The following is an 18,236-nucleotide window of genomic DNA, read 5'->3' on the forward strand; positions in this document are numbered from 1 at the left end:
GGGTGTGCGGGATCCCCGACGCGCCCAACTCTCCCGGAGCCCCGGCCTGATCGCAACCGATCTGAGAAATGATCATTGCGCAAGAGTGAAGATATGACGGTTCTTGGCCATTCGATCATTGGGGGGTGCTATTGAGATGGATTTGTGCGCAGGTCGCTTCACGGCTTTGTCGCTTTGGATAGTTCGAAAAGACATGCGACGGCCGGACCACTGCACGGGGTGGTCCGGCCGTCGGGTCTTCGAGTGCTCCCGGGGTGGTGTGTCCGGTTGCTGTGGGGCTGGGTGTCGTGGGGCTGGGTGTGGCGGGACTGGTTGCCGTTCGGCCGGTTTCTCAGCCGACGGCCGACAGGAGGGTGGGGCCGGTGGCCGCCTGAACTTCGCCGAACCCCACCCCCGGGGCCATCTCCACGAGGCGCAGCCCGGCGGGCGTGACATCGATGACTGCCAGCTCGGTGACGATGCGGTCGACAACTCCACGCCCGGTGGCGGGAAGTGAGAGCTCCTCGACGATCTTCGGCGATCCGTCCTTCGCGGTGTGCTCCATGACGACGATCAGCCGCCGGGCGCCGTGCACCAGGTCCATGGCACCCCCCATGCCCTTGACCATCTTGCCCGGGATCATCCAGTTGGCCAGATCGCCGGTGGTCGAGACCTGCATCGCGCCGAGCACCGAGACATCGATCCGGCCGGCTCGGATCATGCCGAAGGAGAAGGTCGAGTCGAAGTACGAGGCGCCGGCGGCGACCGTCACCGTTTCCTTTCCGGCGTTGATCAGATCAGGATGCTCGGTCCCCTCCACCGGGTACGGGCCGACGCCGAGGATTCCGTTCTCCGAGTGCAGCACCACATGGACGTCCGGCGGAAGGTGACTGGGGATCAGGGTCGGCAGACCGATTCCCAGATTGACGTACTGCCCGTCCCGCAGCTCCCGCGCGGCCCGTGCGGCGAGCGCGTTCCGCAGGTCGACCGCGGCGGACATGTGGGTGGGCAGGTGGGGAGGTGTGGGTGCGGACGCGGCGGCGGGTACCGCGGCGGACAGTTCGGTCGACATCGCGGTCAGGCCTCCTGAAGTGCGGTGCGGACGGTCCGGCGCTCGATGCGGCGGTCCTCGGGATCGGCGGCGACCACCCGGTCGACGTACACCCCGGGCAGGTGGACGGCGTCCGGGCCCAGTTCGCCCGGCTCGACGATCCGGTCCGCCTCGACCAGGGTGATCCGGCCGGCCGCCGCGCAGAGCGGGTTGAAGTTGCGGGCGGCGGCGTGGAAGACGCAGTTGCCGTGGCGGTCCGCCACCTCGGCGCGGACCAGGGCGAAGTCGGCCGTGATGGCCTCCTCCAGCAGGTACCGTCGGTCGCCGAACTCCCGGACCTCCTTGGGCGGCGAGGCCAGCGCCACCGAACCGTCCGGCGCGTACCGCCAGGGCAGCCCGCCCTCCTCGACCTGGGTGCCGACCCCCGCCGGGGTGAAGAAGGCCGGGATACCGGCACCCCCGGCCCGCAACCGCTCGGCCAGGGTGCCCTGCGGCGTCAGCTCCACCTCCAGCTCGCCGGAGAGGTACTGCCGGGCGAACTCCTTGTTCTCGCCGACATAGGAGGACGTCATCCGTGCGATCCGCCCGGCCCGCAGCAGCAGGCCGAGCCCCCAGTCGTCCACCCCACAGTTGTTGGAGACCACCCGCAGGCCGGTGGTGCCGGCGGCCGCCAGGGCGCCGATCAGGGTGCTGGGGATGCCGCAGAGGCCGAACCCGCCGACGGCCAGCACGGCTCCGTCGGGGATGTCCCCGACCGCGTCGGCGGGGGAGTCCAGGACCTTGTCCAAGTGGTCACCTCATGAGGGGGAGGGGCGGAGAGGGGTGGGGGCGGGGGAGGCGGGCGAGCCTGTGCAGGCGGAGGGCGACGGAATGCCCGCGTGCGTCCCGTTCGAGCCCCACCACCGTCACCGGGCGCGGGCCGCCCCTGCCATGGCGGTGGCCGCCACCCATGTGCGCGGATGCATGGTGGACATCCACACTCGGTGGCCGACGGCAGGGCTCTGGTTCAGCGGTATGGCGGTCCGAACCACATCCTGGGCTCCTGATGCGTCGTCCGGGCACATGTCGCGGCTCTCATGGCACACCTACGGTTCCGGCATCCACCCCCGCAGCACCCTCAGGAGTCGGTCACCATGCGCAGCTCGACAGCCCTCACCAGGACCGCCTCCGGCACCCTCGCGGGCGCGGCCGTGACCGCCGGCCCCGGGCGCAAGCTCGTCGCCGCCGCGGCGTGTGTCCTCCTCGCGGCCGGCTGCGCCAAGGCCGGCACCGCCGGTACCACCGCGGCGGACGGTGGAGGCGGCGCGAAGAGCCCGGTCAAGGTGGGCCTGGTGTACTCCAAGACCGGGCCGCTGGCCGCGTACGGCAAGCAGTACCTGGAGGGCTTCAAAGCGGGGCTGGACTACGCGACCAAGGGCACCGGCGCGGTCGACGGACACAAGATCGAGTTCGAGGAGCAGGACGACGCCGGGGACCCGGCCAAGGCGGTGTCGGCCGCAAAGGACCTGATCGGCAAGGGCCACAAGATCCTGGCCGGCTCCACCGCCTCGGGCGTGGCCCTTCAGGTCGGCCCGATCGCCGCCCAGAACAAGGTGCTCTTCATCAGCGGTCCGGCCGCCGCCGACAAGGTCACCGGGTTGAACAAGTACACCTTCCGTTCCGGCCGCCAGTCCTACCAGGACATCAAGACCGCGGCCTCGTTCATCGGCGACGCCAAGGGCAAGAAGGTCGCCGTGCTCGCTCAGGACAACGCGTTCGGGCAGGCCAACGTGGCCGCCGTCAAGGCCGTGCTCGGTACCCAGGGCGCCACGGTCGACTCGGTGCTCGCCCCGCCGAGCGCGACCGACCTGACCCCGTTCGCCACCCAGGCCAAGACCGCCAAGCCCGACCTGCTGTTCGTCGCCTGGGCCGGTGACACCTCCTCGGCCCTCTGGACGGCGCTGAACCAGCAGGACGTGTTCGCCGACACCAAGGTCGTCACCGGTCTCGACCTCGCCGCCTCCTACCCGCTCTTCGGCCCGGCCAGCGAGAAGATCTCCTTTCTGAACCACTACTTCGGTGGAGCCGCCGGTACCCCGGTGGAGAAGGCCATGGACGATGCCGTGACCGCCGGCGGTGGCAAGTCGGACATCTTCACCCCCGACGGCTTTACCGCCGCCCAGATGATCGTGCACGCGGTCGAGGCCAACCACGGATCCACCGACGATACTTCTGCTCTGGTGAAGGCGCTGGAGGGCTGGAGCTTCGACGGGGTGAAGGGCCCGACCACGGTGCGCGCAGAGGACCACGCCCTCCTCCAGCCGATGTTCCAGGTCCGGTTGACGGGCAGCGGGGCGGCTGCCAAGCCCTCCGTGGAGAAGACGCTGACCGCGGACGAGGCGGCGCCCCCGGTCACTCCGATGGCGGGCTGATCGACATGCCCGGTCCTGCTTCGTCCACCATGGCCCCACCGGTCCTGCGACTGAACGGCCTCGGCTGGTCCGTCCGAGGGGTGCCGATCGTCGAGGACGTCTCGTTCTCGGTCGGGGAAGGCGAGTTCGTCGCCTTCATCGGACCCAATGGTGCTGGAAAGACCTCCCTCTTCAACCTGATCTCCGGCATCTACCCGGCGAGCCACGGCAGTCTCGAACTCGACGGCGCCGACATCACCGCCGAAGCCGTCCACGCCAGGGCGCGCCGCGGGCTCGGCCGTACCTTTCAGACCTCCTCTCTCTGGCCGGGGATGACGGTGGCCGACCACGTCCGCCTGGCCGCCCAGGCCGCAGCCGGACCGCGTGCCTCCTACCGGCTCTGGCGTCGGGCCGACCGCTACCCGACCCAGGTGGCCGACACCCTGGAGCGCACCGAACTCACCCATCGGGCAGACACCTTGGCGAGTGCGCTTTCGCACGGCGAGAAGCGGAAGCTCGAACTCGCCGTCCTGCTGGTGTCCGACCCCCGGCTCATCCTGCTGGACGAACCGATGGCCGGCGTCAGCGCCGAGGAGGTACCGGCGCTCACCGAACTGATCCGCTCCGTGCACCGCGATCTCGGCCGCACCGTACTGATGGTGGAGCATCACATGGACGTCCTGCTCGACCTGGCCGACCGCCTTGCCGTGATGCACCACGGCACGCTGCTCGCACTGGACACTCCCGAGGCAGTGATGGCCGACGCCACCGTGCAACAGGCCTACCTGGGGGAGGCGCTGTGACCGACTCTCCGCTCCGTGCCTCCTCCTCCTCGGGTTCCTCCGCTGTCTCCTCCTGCCCTGTATCTGCGGACTCTGCTTCCCGGGCTCTCCTCTCCGTCCGTGGCCTGCGGGTCGTCATCGATGGGCTGCACATCCTTCACGGGGTCGACGTCGACGTGGCGCCGACCGGGGTCACAGCCCTTCTGGGTCGCAACGGCGCCGGCAAGACCACCACGGTCAAGGCCGTCATGGGCCTTGTGCCGCGCACCGGCAGTGTTCTCTTCTCCGGGACTGAACTCTCCTCTCTGCCAACACATATCGTGGCCCGTCAGGGCATCGGGTACGCCCCTGAGGACCGGGGGATCTTCGCCGGTCTGACGGTCGCCGAGAACCTTCGCCTCGCCGAGCGCGACCGGAACGGCGAACCGGCCTACCAGCTCGTCCATGAGCTGTTCCCCGAACTCAAGCAGCGGTCCGGCCAGTTGGCCGGGACGCTCTCCGGCGGTCAGCAGCAGATGGTGGCCATCGGCCGAACGCTGCTCAACCGCAACCGGCTGATCATCGCCGACGAGCCCACCAAGGGCCTGGCGCCGAAGATCGTTGCCGAGGTTGCCGATGTCCTGGCGCGAGCGGCCGAGGCCGTGCCCGTTCTCCTGGTCGAGCAGAACCTCGCGCTCGTCCGCCGTCTGGCTGGCACCTGCGCTGTCCTGGCCGACGGGCGAACTGCCCACCAGGGCGACACTGCCGAACTGTTGGCCGACGAAGAGGCCGCCCGCCGCCTGCTGGGCGTCGGCAGCCACCGCCCGGGCGCCAGACCCCTCTCGGCCGCCTCGCGGCCCGGCCCTGCGGCGGCCGGGCGGGCCCCGGCCGCTCCTGTTGTCACCACGGAGGTGAACCCCTGATGGACACCGTCGTCCTCCTTACCTGCACTGGACTTGGTCTGGGTGCGCTGTACTTCCTGGTGGCCTCCGGTCTCTCACTGATCTTCGGGTTGATGGACGTGCTCAACTTCGCGCACGGCGCTCTGCTCTCCATCGGCGCCTATGCCACCTGGTGGGCCGGGACAGAGGCCGGCTTCGCCTTCTGGCTCGCCGTGCCGTTCGGCACGCTGGTCGGTACGGCCGCCGCCGTCCTGCTGGAACTCTTTCTGATCCGGCCGCTCTACAGCCGCCCACGCGACCAGATCCTTGCCACCGTCGGTGTCGGGCTGGCCGTCCCCGCTCTCCTGATGGGCATCTGGGGCGCTGACGCCCGCCCCTTCCCGCAACCGGCCCTGCTCTCCGGCACCTGGCACGTGCTCGGTGCGACCGTCCCGGTCAACCGCTTCGTCCTCGTGGCCGCGGCCGCGTTGCTGCTGCTCGCTCTTCGGTTGTTCCTCGCCCGGACCCGCTACGGGCTGATCGTCCGGGCCGGCGTCGAGGACCGGGCGATGGTCACCGCGCTCGGCATCGACGTCCGGAAGGCGTTCACCCTCGTCTTCGCCATCGGTGGGGCGGCCGCCGCCCTCGGCGGCGCGCTCGGCGGCCTCTACTTCGGTTCGGTCAACCCCGGCCAGGGAACCAGCCTGCTCATCTTCGCCTTCGTCGTCGTCGTGATGGGCGGCATGGGCTCCGTCACCGGAGCCGCCGTCGCCTCGGTATGTGTCGGTCTCGTCCAGCAGTTCGCCAACTACTACACCGCTGCGGGACTGGGCGACCTGTCGGTCGTCGTCCTGCTGGCCGTACTGCTTCTCGTACGACCCCGCGGACTCACCGGGAGGCTCGCGTGAGCGCCAACACCCCGATCACGAGCACCGGTGGCGCCGCGGCCGACCGCACCGCCGCCACTCCGGCAGGGGGGACTGTCACCAGCCCTGCCGAGACACATTCTGGACGAGTGAGCGAGGGCCGCGCTATCCCTCGAACAGGTGAATCAGTCACTGAGCGCTCGACACCGGTGCACCGAGCGCTACGCTGGTGGCCGATCGCTCTGCTGATCGTGCTCCTTGTCGCCCCCTATAGTGCGCTTCCCGTTCCGGGACTGCTCGACGGCCCGCTCGGCAGCCCCGGAAGTCTCCAACTCATCGCCCTGTGCCTGCTCTACGGGGCCCTCGCCACCGGCTACGACCTCCTGCTCGGCCGTACCGGGCTGCTCTCCTTCGGCCACGCGCTCTACTTCGCGACCGGCCTCTATGCCACCAACCTGGGCATGCTGGAGCTCCAACTGCCCTTCGCCGCGGCCGCCCTCTTCGGTGTCGCCTGTGCCGTCGCGCTGGCCCTGCTGCTCGGCTCGGTCAGCCTCCGCGTCACCGGCATCGGGTTCTCCATGGTCACACTGGCCTTCGCGCAGGCCGGTTCGATCCTCGTCCAGCGCAACCCCGGTGGCGTCACCGGTGGCGAGGAAGGGCGGTCCGCGCCGGCCGACCAACTGCCGTCCGCGTTCCTGGGCATCGAGAACACCGCCAACCTCTACTGGATCGCCGTCGCCTACCTGGTGCTGACCCTGGCCGCCGTCCACTGGGCCGTCAGCTCGCCTCTCGGCCGGGTCTGGGAGGGCATCAAGGAGAACGAGCGCCGGGTTGAGGTGCTCGGACTCCGGCCTTACGGGTACAAGTTGATCGCGTTCGTCCTCGCCGGCGCCCTGGCCGCCGTGGGTGGGGTGGTCTACCTCCTGCTGACCGGCGGCGCCACCCCGCAGGCCGCCACTTCCGACGCCACGCTCTCGCTCCTCGTCATGGTCGTCCTCGGCGGATCCGGCACGCGCTGGGGTCCCTTGCTGGGTGGCGTCATCTACACCTGGTCCGGTCACCGACTCGGGGACCTCGCCAACTCCGAGACGATCGCCGACCTGCCGGCGGTCCTGCGGGTCCCGCTCTCCCAGCCGCTCTTCCTCCTGGGCGGCCTCTTCGTCGCCGTGGTCTACCTGCTGCCCGGCGGCCTGGCTAGACTTCCTGCCCGCATTCGAGCCGCCCGTTCCGCCCGCTCGGCCCGGCCCTCTGTCGGTGCCCGCAGCGCCCGTCCCACAGGAGGTAGCCCCGCGTGAGCCAGTCACCGCTGCACCCCGAGGAGTTGACGGTGCCGGTCCCAGGAGGGGACCTGGCCGTCCTTCGCTGGCCCGCCACCGACCCGGGGGCCCCGACCATCGTGGCGGTGCACGGCATCACCGCCAACGGCCTCGCCTGGTTCGAGGTCGCCCGCCGGCTCGCCGGCCGGGCCACCCTGCTCGCGCCCGACCTGCGCGGACGCGGAGCCAGCCACACCGTGAGCGGACCGTACGGTCTGGCCCGGCACGCGGATGACGTGGCCGCGCTGATCACGGCGCTCGACCTGGGTCCCACCGTCGTGGTGGGGCACTCCATGGGTGCCTGGGTCACAGCCCTGACGGCGGTGCGGCATCCGGACCTCGTCAGCCGGGTGGTGCTGGTCGACGGCGCGGTGACCTTCCCCCTGCCGGAGGGCGTCCGGGAGGAGGACGTTCTGGCCGCGGTGCTCGGCCCGGCGCTGGCGCGGCTTTCGATGACCTTCCCGGACCGTCAGGCCTACCGCGCGTTCTGGCAGCAGCACCCGGCCTTCGGCGCCGACTGGTCGGACGAGATCGACGCCTACACCCAGCGCGATCTCATCGGAACCGCACCCGAGCTGCGTTCCTCCTGTGTGCTGGAGGCCGTTCAGGTCGACGGGGCCCAGGTCCTGCTCGACCAGGAGGCGGCCGCCGCCGTGCACCGGCTGCCGTGCACGGGTGAACTGCTCTGGGCGGAACGCGGCCTGCTCGACGAGTCGCAGGCCCTCTACGACGGCAAGCGGATAGCGATGGCCGGACTGGATCCGGCCCGTGTGGTGGCGGCCGAGCTCGTACCGGACACCAATCACTACTCGATTCTCTGGGGCCGAGCCGGGGCCGAGGCCGTGGTGCAGCGCCTCCTCGGGGCCGGCCCGGCCGGGCCTTCCATCGGGTAACAGACCTGGCCGGGTCGGCCGGTGGGGTGCCGGACCGCCGACCGGTCCGGCACCCCAGCAGCACCCTCGCCGGCCGCTGTCCCTGCGGTCGTCCGGGTTTCAGCCGGCCGTACCCAGGAAGGTCTCCCACCCGCCGGTGGGCGCCTGCCCAACGTTCAGCGTGCGCAGCTTGCGGAGGGTCGACTGGTCCTGGGCCTCCAGCCAGTCGACCAGCTGCCGGAACGACACCAGCCGGACCTCCGGTTTGCCCGCGATCGTCTTGAGAGTCTCCTCGACGGCGTCCATGTAGATCCCGCCGTTCCACTGCTCGAAGTGGTTGCCGATGAAGAACGGCGCGCGGTTGCTGTTGTAGGTGCGGTCGAACCCGGCCAGGTAGGCGTCCCTGGCCTGGCTGCGCCAGTCGTTGTACTTGCCCGGGTCACCCTTGGTGCTGCCGGCCGACTGGTTCGCCAGGATGTTGTAGTCCATCGACAGCACCTGGAAGGTGTGCCCGGGGAACGGGATGCTCTGCAGCGGGAAGTCCCAGACCTTGCCGTCCTGCACCTTCTGCGGCCAGATCTGCAGGCCGCCGGAAGAGCTGGCGTCGTACTTCCACCCCATCTTCGCCGCGGTCGGCAGCAGGGCCTTCTGCCCTTCGAGGCAAGGGGTTCGCCCGCCGATGAGCTCCTTCTTGTAGTCGAAGGGAAGCGGATCGACGTCGGTGAAACCGGTGTTGGTCCGCCACTGGGTCACAAACGAGATCGCCTGGTCTATCTCGCTCTGCCAGTCCTCGGACGTCCACTTGTTGACCCCGTTGCCGTCCGAACGGGTCGAGCAGAAATGCCCGTTGAAGTGGGTGCCGATCTCGTGGCCGGCCAGCCAGGCCTGGCTGATGAGCTTGAGCGTGCTCTTGACCGCGCCGTCCGAGAGGTACGGGATGTCGGACGCGCCGACCGAGTGCTTCGGCGGGTGGTAGAGGTCGGCCTTGCCCTTCGGGAGGGCGTAGATCCCGGAGAGGAAGAACGTCATCGAGGCCTTGTGCTCCTCGGCCAGCTTGAGGAAGCGGGGGAACTGGCCGTCCTCCGTGCCACCGGCGCCGTCCCAGGAGAACACCACGAACTGCGGCGGTCGCTCACCGGGCTTGAGCTTCTCGGCCTTGGGCTGGTTCGGCTGGGGGCCGGTGTCGGCGTTGGAACCATCACCGATGGGCGTCCCCTTGGGCGGCACGCCCTTGGCGGGATCTCCGGTTCCCGTCCGCCCGTTGCCGCTACTGCTGCCGGAAACAGGGGAGGAGGTGGTGGAGCCAGGACTCGATCCGCTGCTGGAACACGCCGCGACCGCCCCGAGAGCCGCAGTCGCAGCGGTGGCACTGAGCACGGTCCTTCGAGAGATGCTGGTCATGGTCTCCCCTGGATGCCCTGGCCGGGTGGCGAGGGTGGCGGAGGGCCACACCGGTCAAATCGGGCAATTGATGAATATTCCGCCGTTAGCATGTCACGCGGACTCAGGGGTCACCAAGGTGCCGAGGTCCGTCGACAGCCAACACGCGCAGCGTGCCCACATAGGCTGCGAAGACCGGCCTTCTGTTTCCGTCCTGTGACGCTTTGCGCTCACTGGCCCGTGCCGCCGCGGCGGATCACCGAGCCCCCAGCCCCCAGCCGTCAGCCCTCAGGCGGCGGCCCCCAGCCCCGTCAGCCCTCAGGCGGCGGCCAGCCGCCGGCTGCGGCGCACGACGCGCGCGATGGCGGTGCTGACGATGGTGGCGGCGGTGCAGGAGACCGCGAGGCTCAGCCAGGCGGTGTCGAACCAGTGGCTGTTGAGCCAGCCCAGCGTCACGATGTAGGCGGCCCAGACCAGTGCGGCCAGCGCGGACCAGCGGAGGAAGCGGCGCGGGTGGGCGGGGGAGTGGCCGATGGCCAGGTCGAGGACGGTCCGCCCGGCCGGTACGAACCGCGCGATCACCACCATCGCTGCCGCCGCCCCGGTGGTCCGGCCGTCCAGAGCCCGTTGGACCTTGGCGACGTTCGCCGCCAGCTGTGGGCGGTGCTCAAGCCGTCGACTCACCAGAGGGGCGCCGCGCCGGGCGAGGCTGAGCAGCAGGAGATCGCCGAGGAACGAGGCCAGTGCCACGCACAGCCCCAGCACCACCGGCGCGCCGTCTATCTGTGCCGTCTTGAGCACGGCCAGGATGACCAGCGTCCCGCTGGGGATGAAGGGCAGAAAGGCGTCGCCCAATACGGCGCAGAGCGCCAGGGCGCAGATCCACGAGGATCCGATCACCGCCGCGATGTCCAAGGTCCATACTCCCTCCAGGCTGCCCGAGGGAGCAGATGGCTGCAGGGGTCAACGCTAGCGCCTCGACTTTTCATGCCATGAAGCACCCCGGGCATGCCCTGCGTCACAAGGCGCGAGCCCCTGGAGCGGGGTGCCGCTCCAGGGGCTCACGGGGATCGATCGGCGCTGGTCCAGCCCGACGACCTTGCTGGTGGAGTGCGGATCCGGTTGGGTGATCCGCTCCTGATCACTAGCCTGCCGGACGTCGGCCGCCGATCGCGAGCCCTGCGGTTGGCGACTTCCCGCTCTGGCGTGAAGTCGCCACGCGTGTCCGACCGCTGGCTCTGAGTCAGCCGAACGGTCGGTAGCCGCATCCTCACCCGACCGGGGCGGCGCCGGCACCAACGGCACCAGCACCAACGGGACCGGCACCCGGACGGGCCCGCCTGGCCCCGGGAACAGCCGACTCGGCCGTGTGGTTGACCTCCGTCGGCAGAAGCGACCACCGGCGCATGGGCACGGTCGCTCCACGACAGCCCGGAGGGCGGACGGTATGACCACCGAGGACCAGCAGGAGCGCGGACCCGAACCGCAGACCCACGCGGCGATCCGAGGCACTGTCCGGGGGGCGGCGCCCGCGCCGCTCTCGATCCTCGACCTGGCCACCGTCGGCGTCGGCTACACGCCGGGCGAGGCGCTGGCCGCGACCACGACGCTGGCACGCAGCGCGGAGGAGTGGGGCTACCACCGCTTCTGGGTGGCCGAGCACCACGGCATGCCGGGCGTCGCCAGCTCCACGCCGGCCGTCCTGCTGGCCCACCTCGGGGCCCACACCACGACACTGCGGCTCGGCTCGGGCGGAGTCATGCTGCCGAACCACGCCCCGCTGGCGATCGCCGAGCAGTTCGGCCTGCTGGAGGCTCTGCACCCCGGCCGCATCGACCTCGGCCTCGGCCGGGCCCCCGGCACCGACCCCGCCACCGCGCGAGCACTGCGGCGGGGCCTCGCCGACGGCGCGGAGGACTTCCCCCAGCAGCTCGCCGAGCTGACGCACTTCCTCGACGGCGACTTCCCGGCCGGCCACCCCTACGCCCGGTTGACGGCTGTCCCGCAGGGGGACGGGCGGCCCCCGATCTGGCTGCTCGGCTCGTCGGGCTTCAGCGCCCAGCTGGCCGGCCGCCTCGGCCTGCCGTTCGCGTTCGCCCACCACTTCAGCAGCGTCAACACCATCCCGGCCCTCGATCTCTATCGCTCGGCGTTCCGCCCGTCGGCCGTGCTCAGCGAGCCGTATGCGCTGATCGGGGTGAGCGCGGTCGCGGCCGACGACGAGACGACCGCCCGACGGCTCGCGCGCTCGGCGGCGCTCGGGATGCTCCGGCTGCGCAGGGGGAACCCGGGCCCGATCCCCACCCCCGAGGAGGCCGAGTCCTACCCGTACAGCCCGGTGGAGGCGGATTTCGTCGACGACTGGCTGGGCAATGTCGTCCTGGGCTCACCGGGCGAGGTCGCCGACGGGCTGGAGGCGTTGCGCAAGCGGACCGGGGTGGACGAGCTGATGGTCACCTCGCACATCCACGGTCACGAGGCCCGGTACCGCTCGTACGGGCTGATCGCCCAGGCGTACGGACTGACCGGGCAGTCCGGCACCGCCTGAGCCGGGCCGAGGCCGGTCGCGGCGGACCGGCGCCCGGGTCGGCGCCCGAATCCGCGCCCGTCCCGGCGCCGCCGCGCACACACTGTGCGAACACCGCGCGGACACCGTTCCGGCCGAGCCGCGGCAATCCGCCGCTATCGCCCGCCCGGCCCCGGGCGGCCCTCACGGAGTATGGCGGCGACGAGCTCGGCCTCGCCCGGCCTGGCGAAGTACCAGCCCTGGGCGGTGTCGCAGCCGGTCAACCGCAGCCGCTCGGCCTGCGCCGCGCTTTCGATGCCCTCGGCCGTGACGGTCAGGCCGAGGGTGTGGGCCAGCTGCACCATCGCGCCGACGATCTGCTCATCGGCGTCGCTCCGGCGGGTGCCGGCCCCGGGGAGCTCGGTGCGGCCCGCCGGGGCCGGGTCGCGGAACCCTTCGATGAACGTGCCGTCGAGCTTCAGCACGTGCACCGGCAGCCGTGAGAGGTACGCCAGGTTGGAGTAGCCGGTGCCGAAGTCGTCGATCGCGATCCGGACGCCCATGTCGGCGAGCGCCTGCAGGGCCTGCAGGGGGCGCCCGCCCGGGCCGAGCAGCGCGCTCTCGGTGATCTCCAGTTGCAGCAGCCGGGCCGGCAGACCGGTACGGTCGAGCGCCTGCGCCACGTCGGCGACCACGTCGGAGTCCCAGATCTGCCGGGCGGCGAGGTTGACGCTCACAAACGTCTCGGTGTCGGGGAACTCGGTGAGCCAGCGCTGCGCCTGGCGGCAGGACTCCTCCAGGACCCACTTGCCGAGCGGCACGATCGCACCGGACTCCTCGGCCAGCGGGATGAAGCGGTCCGGGGAGAGCGTCCCGTAGCGGGGGTGGCGCCAGCGGACGAGGGCCTCGGCGCCGCGCACCGCACCGTCGGAGAGGCCGACGAGGGGCTGGTACTCGATGGTGAACTCGCCGCGCTCCAGGGCCGGGCGCAGTGCGGTGGCGAGCAGCTGGCGGGTGAGCTGGTGGGCGCCGCGGTCCGGGTCGTAGAGGGTCCAGCGGGCCCGGCCGTCCGCTTTGGACCAGTACAGGGTGGCGTCGGCGTCCTTGACCAGGTCGGTGGGTGTGGTCTCGTGCACGGACCGTTCGACGACGCCGACGCTGGCGGTCACCACCAGCCGGTGCCCGGCCACGTCGAAGGGCTGTTCCAGCACTGCGAGGATCCGGCCGGCCAGGTCGGTCAGCTGGTCACTGCCCTTGCTGTCGGTGACCAGGACCGCGAACTCGTCGCCGCCCATCCGGGCCACCAGATGGGCGGCCTGTTCGGAGAATCCGTGCCGGAGCCGGGTGGCGACGGCGATCAGCAACTGGTCGCCGATGTGGTGACCGAGTGTTTCGTTGATCGCGGCGAAGCCGTCGAGGTCCAGGTAGCAGACCCCGACCCGGCGCCTGTCCGGCCCGGCGGGGCCCGCCCCGGTCGCCGGGGAGGCGGCTGCGGCCCCGCCCGGTCCGGCGCCCGGCCCGACGGCCGGGCTGTCTCCCGGGCTGTCTCCCGGGCCGCCGGTCTGGCCCGCCGCCGGGCCGCTCGTGGTGAGGCAGGCGGCGTCGAGCCGTTCGAAGAAGGACGTTCGGTTGGGCAGCCGGGTCAGCGGGTCGTGCAGTGCCTGGTACTCCAGGCGGTCGCCGAGCCGGCGCTGCTCGGTGATGTCCTCGACCATCGCGAGCGTGTAGAGCGGGCTCCCCACCTCGTCCCTGATCAGGGAGATGGTCACCTTGCTCCAGACCGTGTGGCCCTCGCGGTGCTTGAGCTGTTTCTCCACCCGCAGCCGTTCGCGCTCACCCCGGACGAGTTCGGGGAAGAGGCGGTGCGGCATGCCCTCCGGGTCGATGATGTCGTGGATGTGGGTGCGGACCAGTTCGCCGACCCCGCGGCCGATCAGTGTGGCGAAGGCGGGGTTGACCTCGATGATCCGGTCGTCGGGGTCGATCAGTGCCATCCCGATGCCCGCGTCGCAGAAGGCGGCCCGGAAGCGGGACTCGCTGGCACGCAGCGCGGCCAGTAGCCGGTCGGTCCCCTCGGCCGGCTGGTCGGCTCCGGCGGCCGGCCGGTGCGAGCCGTTCGTCAGCGGGGCCGAGCAGGTGGGGCAGCGGACGACGGTGCTGTCGACCGCGGTGGCGATCCTGCCGGCCGCTCCGAAGCCGGGTACGGCAGCGTGTCCGATGTCGGCACCGGTGCCGGGCCCGGTACCGGTTCCGGGCGTGGCCCTGTCACCGGTGACGGTGTTGACGGAGAAGCCGTGAGTGCCGTCCCGTGCGGCGCCGGAGGTGCCGACGGGGCCGTCGGCCGGGCGGAGGGCCGGCGACAGCAGACGACGGTGGTGTTGCGGTTCTTCGTGCCGCACGCCTGGGTGGTGTGCGTCGGCCCCCTCGTTCTGGCCCGGCACGGCATGCTCCCGTCCGCTGCTGACGCTTGACGCTGGTCCGGCCGGACACCCGGGACTGCGGCGGCCGGCTCCCGCACTCTGTCGAGGTCCTCGGAGTCCGGTGCTGAGCGCTCGTTGGTGAGCGTTCGTGTGGAGACCCGCGTGAAGAACAGGGCGCTGCGGCCGATCATAAGACGCGGCGACAACGCGCGGTGACCGCCGCCGGGGTGATTCGTCCGCTTTGAGATCAAGTGTGGTGGTACGTGCGGACGCCCCCGGTGCACATCACATGATGTGCACCGGGGGCGCGTGCTCCGAGTGCACGCCGTCGGGCGCTCCTTGAGTACCCGGAGCGCGCCCACATGTTCATGCCGCGCACCGGCCCGCCGAGCCCGCATGACCCGCCGGAACGCCGGCCCCGGGATCGGAGCCGGCGGCCCCGGCAGAGGGGTCAGGCCAGCTTGGCCGTGAGGGTGATGGTGGTGCCGGTCAGGGCCTGGCTGACCGGGCAGTTCGCCTTGGCGTCCTCGGCGGCCTTCACAAAGCCGGCCTCGTCGAGGCCGGGCACCTGGCCGGTGACGGTCAGGTGGATGCCGGTGATACCGGTGCCGGGCTGGAAGGTGACATCGGCCTGGGTGTCCAGCTTGGTGGGCGGGGTGCCCGCGCCGGCCAGGCCGTGCGAGAGGGCCATCGAGAAGCACGCGGAGTGCGCGGCGGCGATGAGCTCCTCCGGGCTGGTCTTGCCGTTGGGCTCCTCGGACCGGGCCGGCCAGGAGACCGGGTACTCACCGATGCCGGAGGAGGCGAAGGTCACCTGACCCTTGCCCTCGAGCAGGTTGCCTTCCCACGCGGTGCGGGCGGTGCGAGTGGTTGCCACGATCGGTACCTCCAGGTATGAGGAACTGCTGATTCGTCACTTCCGGTCATGCCGCGCACCAGCCTACGGGGAGGTCGGGGGCCGACCACGCGCAGCGACTCGGGGCGCCGTGCCCGGAAGTCCTCGGGCCCGCGCCGGCCGGTGCGCGGGCGCCGGTCGCCCATCGGTCCGTACGCTGTCCGGATCGTGGACGGATACGCCGAATGGTGCGGATCCGCGCCGGGCGCCCTGTTAGATTTGCCCGGGCCCGAGCCCGGCCGTCGGACGGTCGGGTGCCCACCACCAGACAGCCGCGGAGCCGCCCCGATGACGGATCACCCCACGACCCCCGATGCCGGACTTCCCGAGGGGATCGACGACGCCGTGCGGGCCGAGCTGACCAGCCTGCGCGAGAGCATCGACAACATCGACGCCGCGGTGGTCCACATGCTGGCCGAGCGCTTCAAGGCGACCCAGCGGGTCGGCCGGCTCAAGGCCGAGCACAGGCTGCCGCCGGCCGATCCGGCGCGGGAGCGCGACCAGATCCGGCGTCTGCGGGAGCTGGCCGCCGGGGCGCATCTCGATCCGGTGTTCGCGGAGAAGTTCCTCAACTTCATCATCGCCGAGGTGATCCGCCACCACGAGGCGATCGCCCGCGCCTGAGCCCGCGGACCCCAGCCCGTACCCGAGCCCGTGGGCCCGGGTCCGTGCCCCTGAGCCCGCCCCTGCGGCCGTGCCCGAGGCCGCGCGGGTGCCGCGACTCACCGGGCGATCCGCAGGTGATCGCGTCGTGCTCTCCTCGACATGTCCTCGGCCGCGATGTCGGGCGCAGCTAAAAGCCGGATTTCGTGAGGCTTCACGGTTGGCGTAGCGTGCAGGTTCCCCCAGCCGGAGAGGTGAGCAGCGACGATGGCGGTGAACCTGCCCGATACGCACAGCGACGCCGGGGCCGGCCAGCCCCCGGCTGTCGGCGGCGGCCACAACGGCCACGGTGGCTCCAGCGATGGCGGTGGCGGTGGCCGCGCGGAGGCACGCCGGGCACGGACGCGGAAGGCGCCGAGGCCGTCGAAGCCGCAGAAGGACGCCGGGGACCGGCGGGCAGGGCGTCGTCACCGACCGTGGTGGATCGAGATCCCCGCGATGGCGGCGGTCGGCCTGGTGGTCGCGCTGCTGATCAAGACCTGTCTGTTCCAGGTGTTCACCATCCCCTCCGGGTCGATGGAGAACACGCTGCGGATCGGCGACCGGGTCGGGGTGAACAAGCTCGCGCCGTTGACCGGCTGGGAGCCGGAGGCCGGCCAGCCGGTGGTCTTCAAGGACCCGGGTGACTGGCTGCCGCCGCAGCCGACCGGCGGGAACCCGGTGTCCAACGCCCTGGGCTCGGTGCTCGGCTTCGTCGGGCTGATCCCGCCGAAGGACGACAACTACCTGGTCAAGCGGGTCATCGCGACCGGCGGCCAGACCGTGCAGTGCTCGGGTACCACGCTGACCGTCAACGGGGCGAAGGTCGACGAGCCGTACCTCCACCCCGGGGACGACTCCTGTGCCGGGATGAACTTCGGGCCGGTCACGGTGCCCCAGGGGTACGTCTGGGTGGAGGGCGACCACCGCAGCGACTCGGCGGACTCGCGCTACCACCAGCGCGGCCCCGGTGGTGGGGCCGTGCCGGTGGACAACGTGGTCGGGCCGGTGTCGGCCGTCGTGTGGCCGCTCAGCCACCTCGACTGGTTCGGCTGGGTCGGTCGCTGACCTCGCGCTGGGAGGCCGCGCGTCCCCCGGAACCACGGGCGGTACCGGCCGCCTCCGCTCCGGCCGCGACAGCACCGGTCACCTCGGCCCCGGTCACCTCGGATCCGGCCGCCACGGCACCGGCCGGTTCGACCGCGGGCTTGCTCGCCTGGGCCGCGAAGGCGCCGGCCAGGACGAGCAGGCCGCCGGCCATCTGCGGCAGACCCAGGTGCTCGCCGAGCAGGATCCAGGCGAGGACGGTGGCGACGACGGCCTCCAGGTTGGCCACCACCCCGGCGACCGGGGGCGACAGGTGCCGGACGGCGACCACACCGGTCAGGTAGGCGAGCACGGTCGCGATCAGGATCATCCAGGCCGCCGGGACGAGCGCGGGCAGCGTGTGCCCGTTCATCACGACGTCACCGCCGAGCGGGCTCCAGTCGGCCTGCCAGGGGCGGGTGAAGGCGGTGAGCACCACCGCGCCGATCAGCAGCCCGTACGCGCTGACGGCGATCGGGTCCACCGGGCGGTCCCCCCGGCTGCCGGCGTCGGCCAGGACGAAGTAGCCGACCTGACAGCAGGCCGCCCCGAGCGCGAACAGGACGCCCAACGCGTCGAAGCTCAGACCGTTCCAGACCTCGACCACGCAGGCCAGCCCGGCCACGGCGACGCCGGCGCCGATGGCGGAGCCCCGGCTGATCGGCCTGCGCTGGACGAACTTGACGTAGCCGATGAGCAGCGGGGGGCCGAGGTACTCGATCAGCAGGGCGACGCCGACCGGGATCCGAGAGATCGCCGCGAAGTAGCAGGCCTGGACGCCGGCCACGGCGAGCAGGCCGAACCCGAGGAGCAGGCCGGGCCTGCGGAGCACGACGGCGCGGTGGCGGTAGGCCAGCGGGAGGAGGACCACGGCGGCGCCGGTGACCCGGAGCCAGACCACATGCAGCGGCGAGAGGCCGGCCTCGATCAGAGGCTTGGCGGCGGTGCCGGAGCCGCCGAAGGCGACGGCGGAGACCAGCGCGAGGGCGAGGCCGAGGGTTCTGCCCGAGGAACGGTCGAGCCGGGGCGTTGAGCTGTGCACCGACGCATTGTGACAGTCATACCGGCGCTTGGGTAAGGCGCCATTTCGGTATTTGGTCCTGCCTGAACCTGTGCAGGGTGGCGGGTACACCTGGGATCGCCCGAAAACGCCCGTCGGCCGCGACCACCCCCAGGCGGTCGCGGCCGACG

The 18,236-nt window shown here is 71.4% G+C and carries 16 protein-coding genes; 9 read left to right on the forward strand and 7 right to left on the reverse strand.

Annotation, left to right across the window (positions count from 1 at the left end; genetic code table 11):
• Window positions 1-331 precede the first annotated feature (331 nt).
• Together AB0P06_RS10810 and AB0P06_RS10815 are read right to left on the reverse strand one after the other, a co-directional pair.
• On the reverse strand, window positions 332-979 hold the full coding sequence (locus AB0P06_RS10810) for a 3-oxoacid CoA-transferase subunit B (RefSeq protein WP_363606797.1): 648 nt from the start codon (window positions 977-979) through the stop codon (window positions 332-334).
• A gap of 77 nt (window positions 980-1,056) precedes the next feature.
• Window positions 1,057-1,818: a CoA transferase subunit A gene (locus AB0P06_RS10815; protein WP_363606713.1), complete on the reverse strand. Its 762-nt coding sequence runs from the start codon at window positions 1,816-1,818 to the stop codon at window positions 1,057-1,059.
• 345 nt (window positions 1,819-2,163) lie between these two features.
• On the opposite strand from AB0P06_RS10815, the gene AB0P06_RS10820 reads away from it, so the two are divergent.
• From AB0P06_RS10820 to AB0P06_RS10845, 6 genes are all read left to right on the forward strand, one after another.
• On the forward strand, window positions 2,164-3,441 hold the full coding sequence (locus AB0P06_RS10820; protein ID WP_363606714.1) for a substrate-binding domain-containing protein: 1,278 nt from the start codon (window positions 2,164-2,166) through the stop codon (window positions 3,439-3,441).
• Between the two features lie 29 nt (window positions 3,442-3,470).
• Window positions 3,471-4,223, forward strand: coding sequence for an ABC transporter ATP-binding protein (locus tag AB0P06_RS10825; protein ID WP_363606715.1), 753 nt, complete (start codon window positions 3,471-3,473; stop codon window positions 4,221-4,223).
• A 104-nt stretch (window positions 4,224-4,327) separates the two neighbouring features.
• Entirely contained in the window at window positions 4,328-5,104 is a 777-nt protein-coding gene (locus AB0P06_RS10830) for an ABC transporter ATP-binding protein (RefSeq protein WP_363606799.1), read from the forward strand.
• Window positions 5,104-5,970, forward strand: a complete 867-nt coding sequence (locus AB0P06_RS10835; protein ID WP_363606717.1) for a branched-chain amino acid ABC transporter permease — start codon at window positions 5,104-5,106, stop codon at window positions 5,968-5,970. Before AB0P06_RS10830 ends, AB0P06_RS10835 begins: the two co-directional genes overlap by 1 nt.
• A gap of 167 nt (window positions 5,971-6,137) precedes the next feature.
• Window positions 6,138-7,223 (forward strand): branched-chain amino acid ABC transporter permease, encoded by a 1,086-nt coding sequence (locus tag AB0P06_RS10840; RefSeq protein ID WP_363606718.1) that lies wholly within the window; start codon window positions 6,138-6,140, stop codon window positions 7,221-7,223.
• Window positions 7,220-8,137, forward strand: a complete 918-nt coding sequence (locus tag AB0P06_RS10845) for an alpha/beta hydrolase (RefSeq protein ID WP_363606719.1) — start codon at window positions 7,220-7,222, stop codon at window positions 8,135-8,137. Before AB0P06_RS10840 ends, AB0P06_RS10845 begins: the two co-directional genes overlap by 4 nt.
• 99 nt (window positions 8,138-8,236) lie before the next feature.
• Here AB0P06_RS10845 and AB0P06_RS10850 read toward each other — a convergent pair whose 3' ends face one another.
• Both AB0P06_RS10850 and AB0P06_RS10855 read right to left on the reverse strand, forming a co-directional pair.
• A complete protein-coding gene (locus tag AB0P06_RS10850) occupies window positions 8,237-9,517 on the reverse strand; it encodes a hypothetical protein (protein ID WP_363606721.1) in 1,281 nt (426 codons plus the stop codon).
• 297 nt (window positions 9,518-9,814) lie between these two features.
• Window positions 9,815-10,411, reverse strand: a complete 597-nt coding sequence (locus tag AB0P06_RS10855; protein ID WP_363606722.1) for a VTT domain-containing protein — start codon at window positions 10,409-10,411, stop codon at window positions 9,815-9,817.
• Between the two features lie 532 nt (window positions 10,412-10,943).
• Between AB0P06_RS10855 and AB0P06_RS10860 the strand changes: the two genes are divergently transcribed.
• A complete protein-coding gene (locus AB0P06_RS10860) occupies window positions 10,944-12,044 on the forward strand; it encodes an LLM class flavin-dependent oxidoreductase (protein ID WP_363606723.1) in 1,101 nt (366 codons plus the stop codon).
• A gap of 134 nt (window positions 12,045-12,178) precedes the next feature.
• Here AB0P06_RS10860 and AB0P06_RS10865 read toward each other — a convergent pair whose 3' ends face one another.
• Both AB0P06_RS10865 and AB0P06_RS10870 read right to left on the reverse strand, forming a co-directional pair.
• The gene (locus AB0P06_RS10865; protein ID WP_363606724.1) at window positions 12,179-14,401 is read right to left on the reverse strand and encodes an EAL domain-containing protein; all 2,223 of its coding nucleotides are present in this window, start codon (window positions 14,399-14,401) and stop codon (window positions 12,179-12,181) included.
• Between the two features lie 472 nt (window positions 14,402-14,873).
• Window positions 14,874-15,299 carry an OsmC family protein gene (locus AB0P06_RS10870; protein ID WP_363606726.1) on the reverse strand — a complete coding sequence of 142 codons (426 nt, stop codon included), beginning with the start codon at window positions 15,297-15,299 and terminating at the stop codon, window positions 14,874-14,876.
• Between the two features lie 306 nt (window positions 15,300-15,605).
• On the opposite strand from AB0P06_RS10870, the gene AB0P06_RS10875 reads away from it, so the two are divergent.
• Window positions 15,606-15,941 (forward strand): chorismate mutase, encoded by a 336-nt coding sequence (locus AB0P06_RS10875; RefSeq protein ID WP_363606727.1) that lies wholly within the window; start codon window positions 15,606-15,608, stop codon window positions 15,939-15,941.
• Between the two features lie 246 nt (window positions 15,942-16,187).
• Window positions 16,188-17,027 carry a signal peptidase I gene (lepB, locus tag AB0P06_RS10880; RefSeq protein WP_363606729.1) on the forward strand — a complete coding sequence of 280 codons (840 nt, stop codon included), beginning with the start codon at window positions 16,188-16,190 and terminating at the stop codon, window positions 17,025-17,027.
• Here lepB and AB0P06_RS10885 read toward each other — a convergent pair.
• Window positions 16,990-18,087, reverse strand: coding sequence for an EamA family transporter (locus AB0P06_RS10885; RefSeq protein WP_363606731.1), 1,098 nt, complete (start codon window positions 18,085-18,087; stop codon window positions 16,990-16,992). The genes lepB and AB0P06_RS10885 overlap by 38 nt on opposite strands.
• Window positions 18,088-18,236 lie beyond the last annotated feature (149 nt).

Origin of the sequence: Kitasatospora sp. NPDC088351, assembly GCF_040685575.1 — a bacterium.
GTDB lineage: Bacteria > Actinomycetota > Actinomycetes > Streptomycetales > Streptomycetaceae > Kitasatospora.

Coding starts and splice junctions, on each gene's coding strand:
- AB0P06_RS10810 (WP_363606797.1), bottom strand. CDS start 979: ATGTCCGCCGCGGTCGACCTGCGGAACGCGCTCGCCGCACGGGCCGCG.
- AB0P06_RS10820 (WP_363606714.1), top strand. CDS start 2,164: ATGCGCAGCTCGACAGCCCTCACCAGGACCGCCTCCGGCACCCTCGCG.
- AB0P06_RS10825 (WP_363606715.1), top strand. CDS start 3,471: ATGGCCCCACCGGTCCTGCGACTGAACGGCCTCGGCTGGTCCGTCCGA.
- AB0P06_RS10835 (WP_363606717.1), top strand. CDS start 5,104: ATGGACACCGTCGTCCTCCTTACCTGCACTGGACTTGGTCTGGGTGCG.
- AB0P06_RS10850 (WP_363606721.1), bottom strand. CDS start 9,517: ATGACCAGCATCTCTCGAAGGACCGTGCTCAGTGCCACCGCTGCGACT.
- AB0P06_RS10860 (WP_363606723.1), top strand. CDS start 10,944: ATGACCACCGAGGACCAGCAGGAGCGCGGACCCGAACCGCAGACCCAC.
- AB0P06_RS10875 (WP_363606727.1), top strand. CDS start 15,606: ATGACGGATCACCCCACGACCCCCGATGCCGGACTTCCCGAGGGGATC.
- lepB (WP_363606729.1), top strand. CDS start 16,188: ATGGCGGTGAACCTGCCCGATACGCACAGCGACGCCGGGGCCGGCCAG.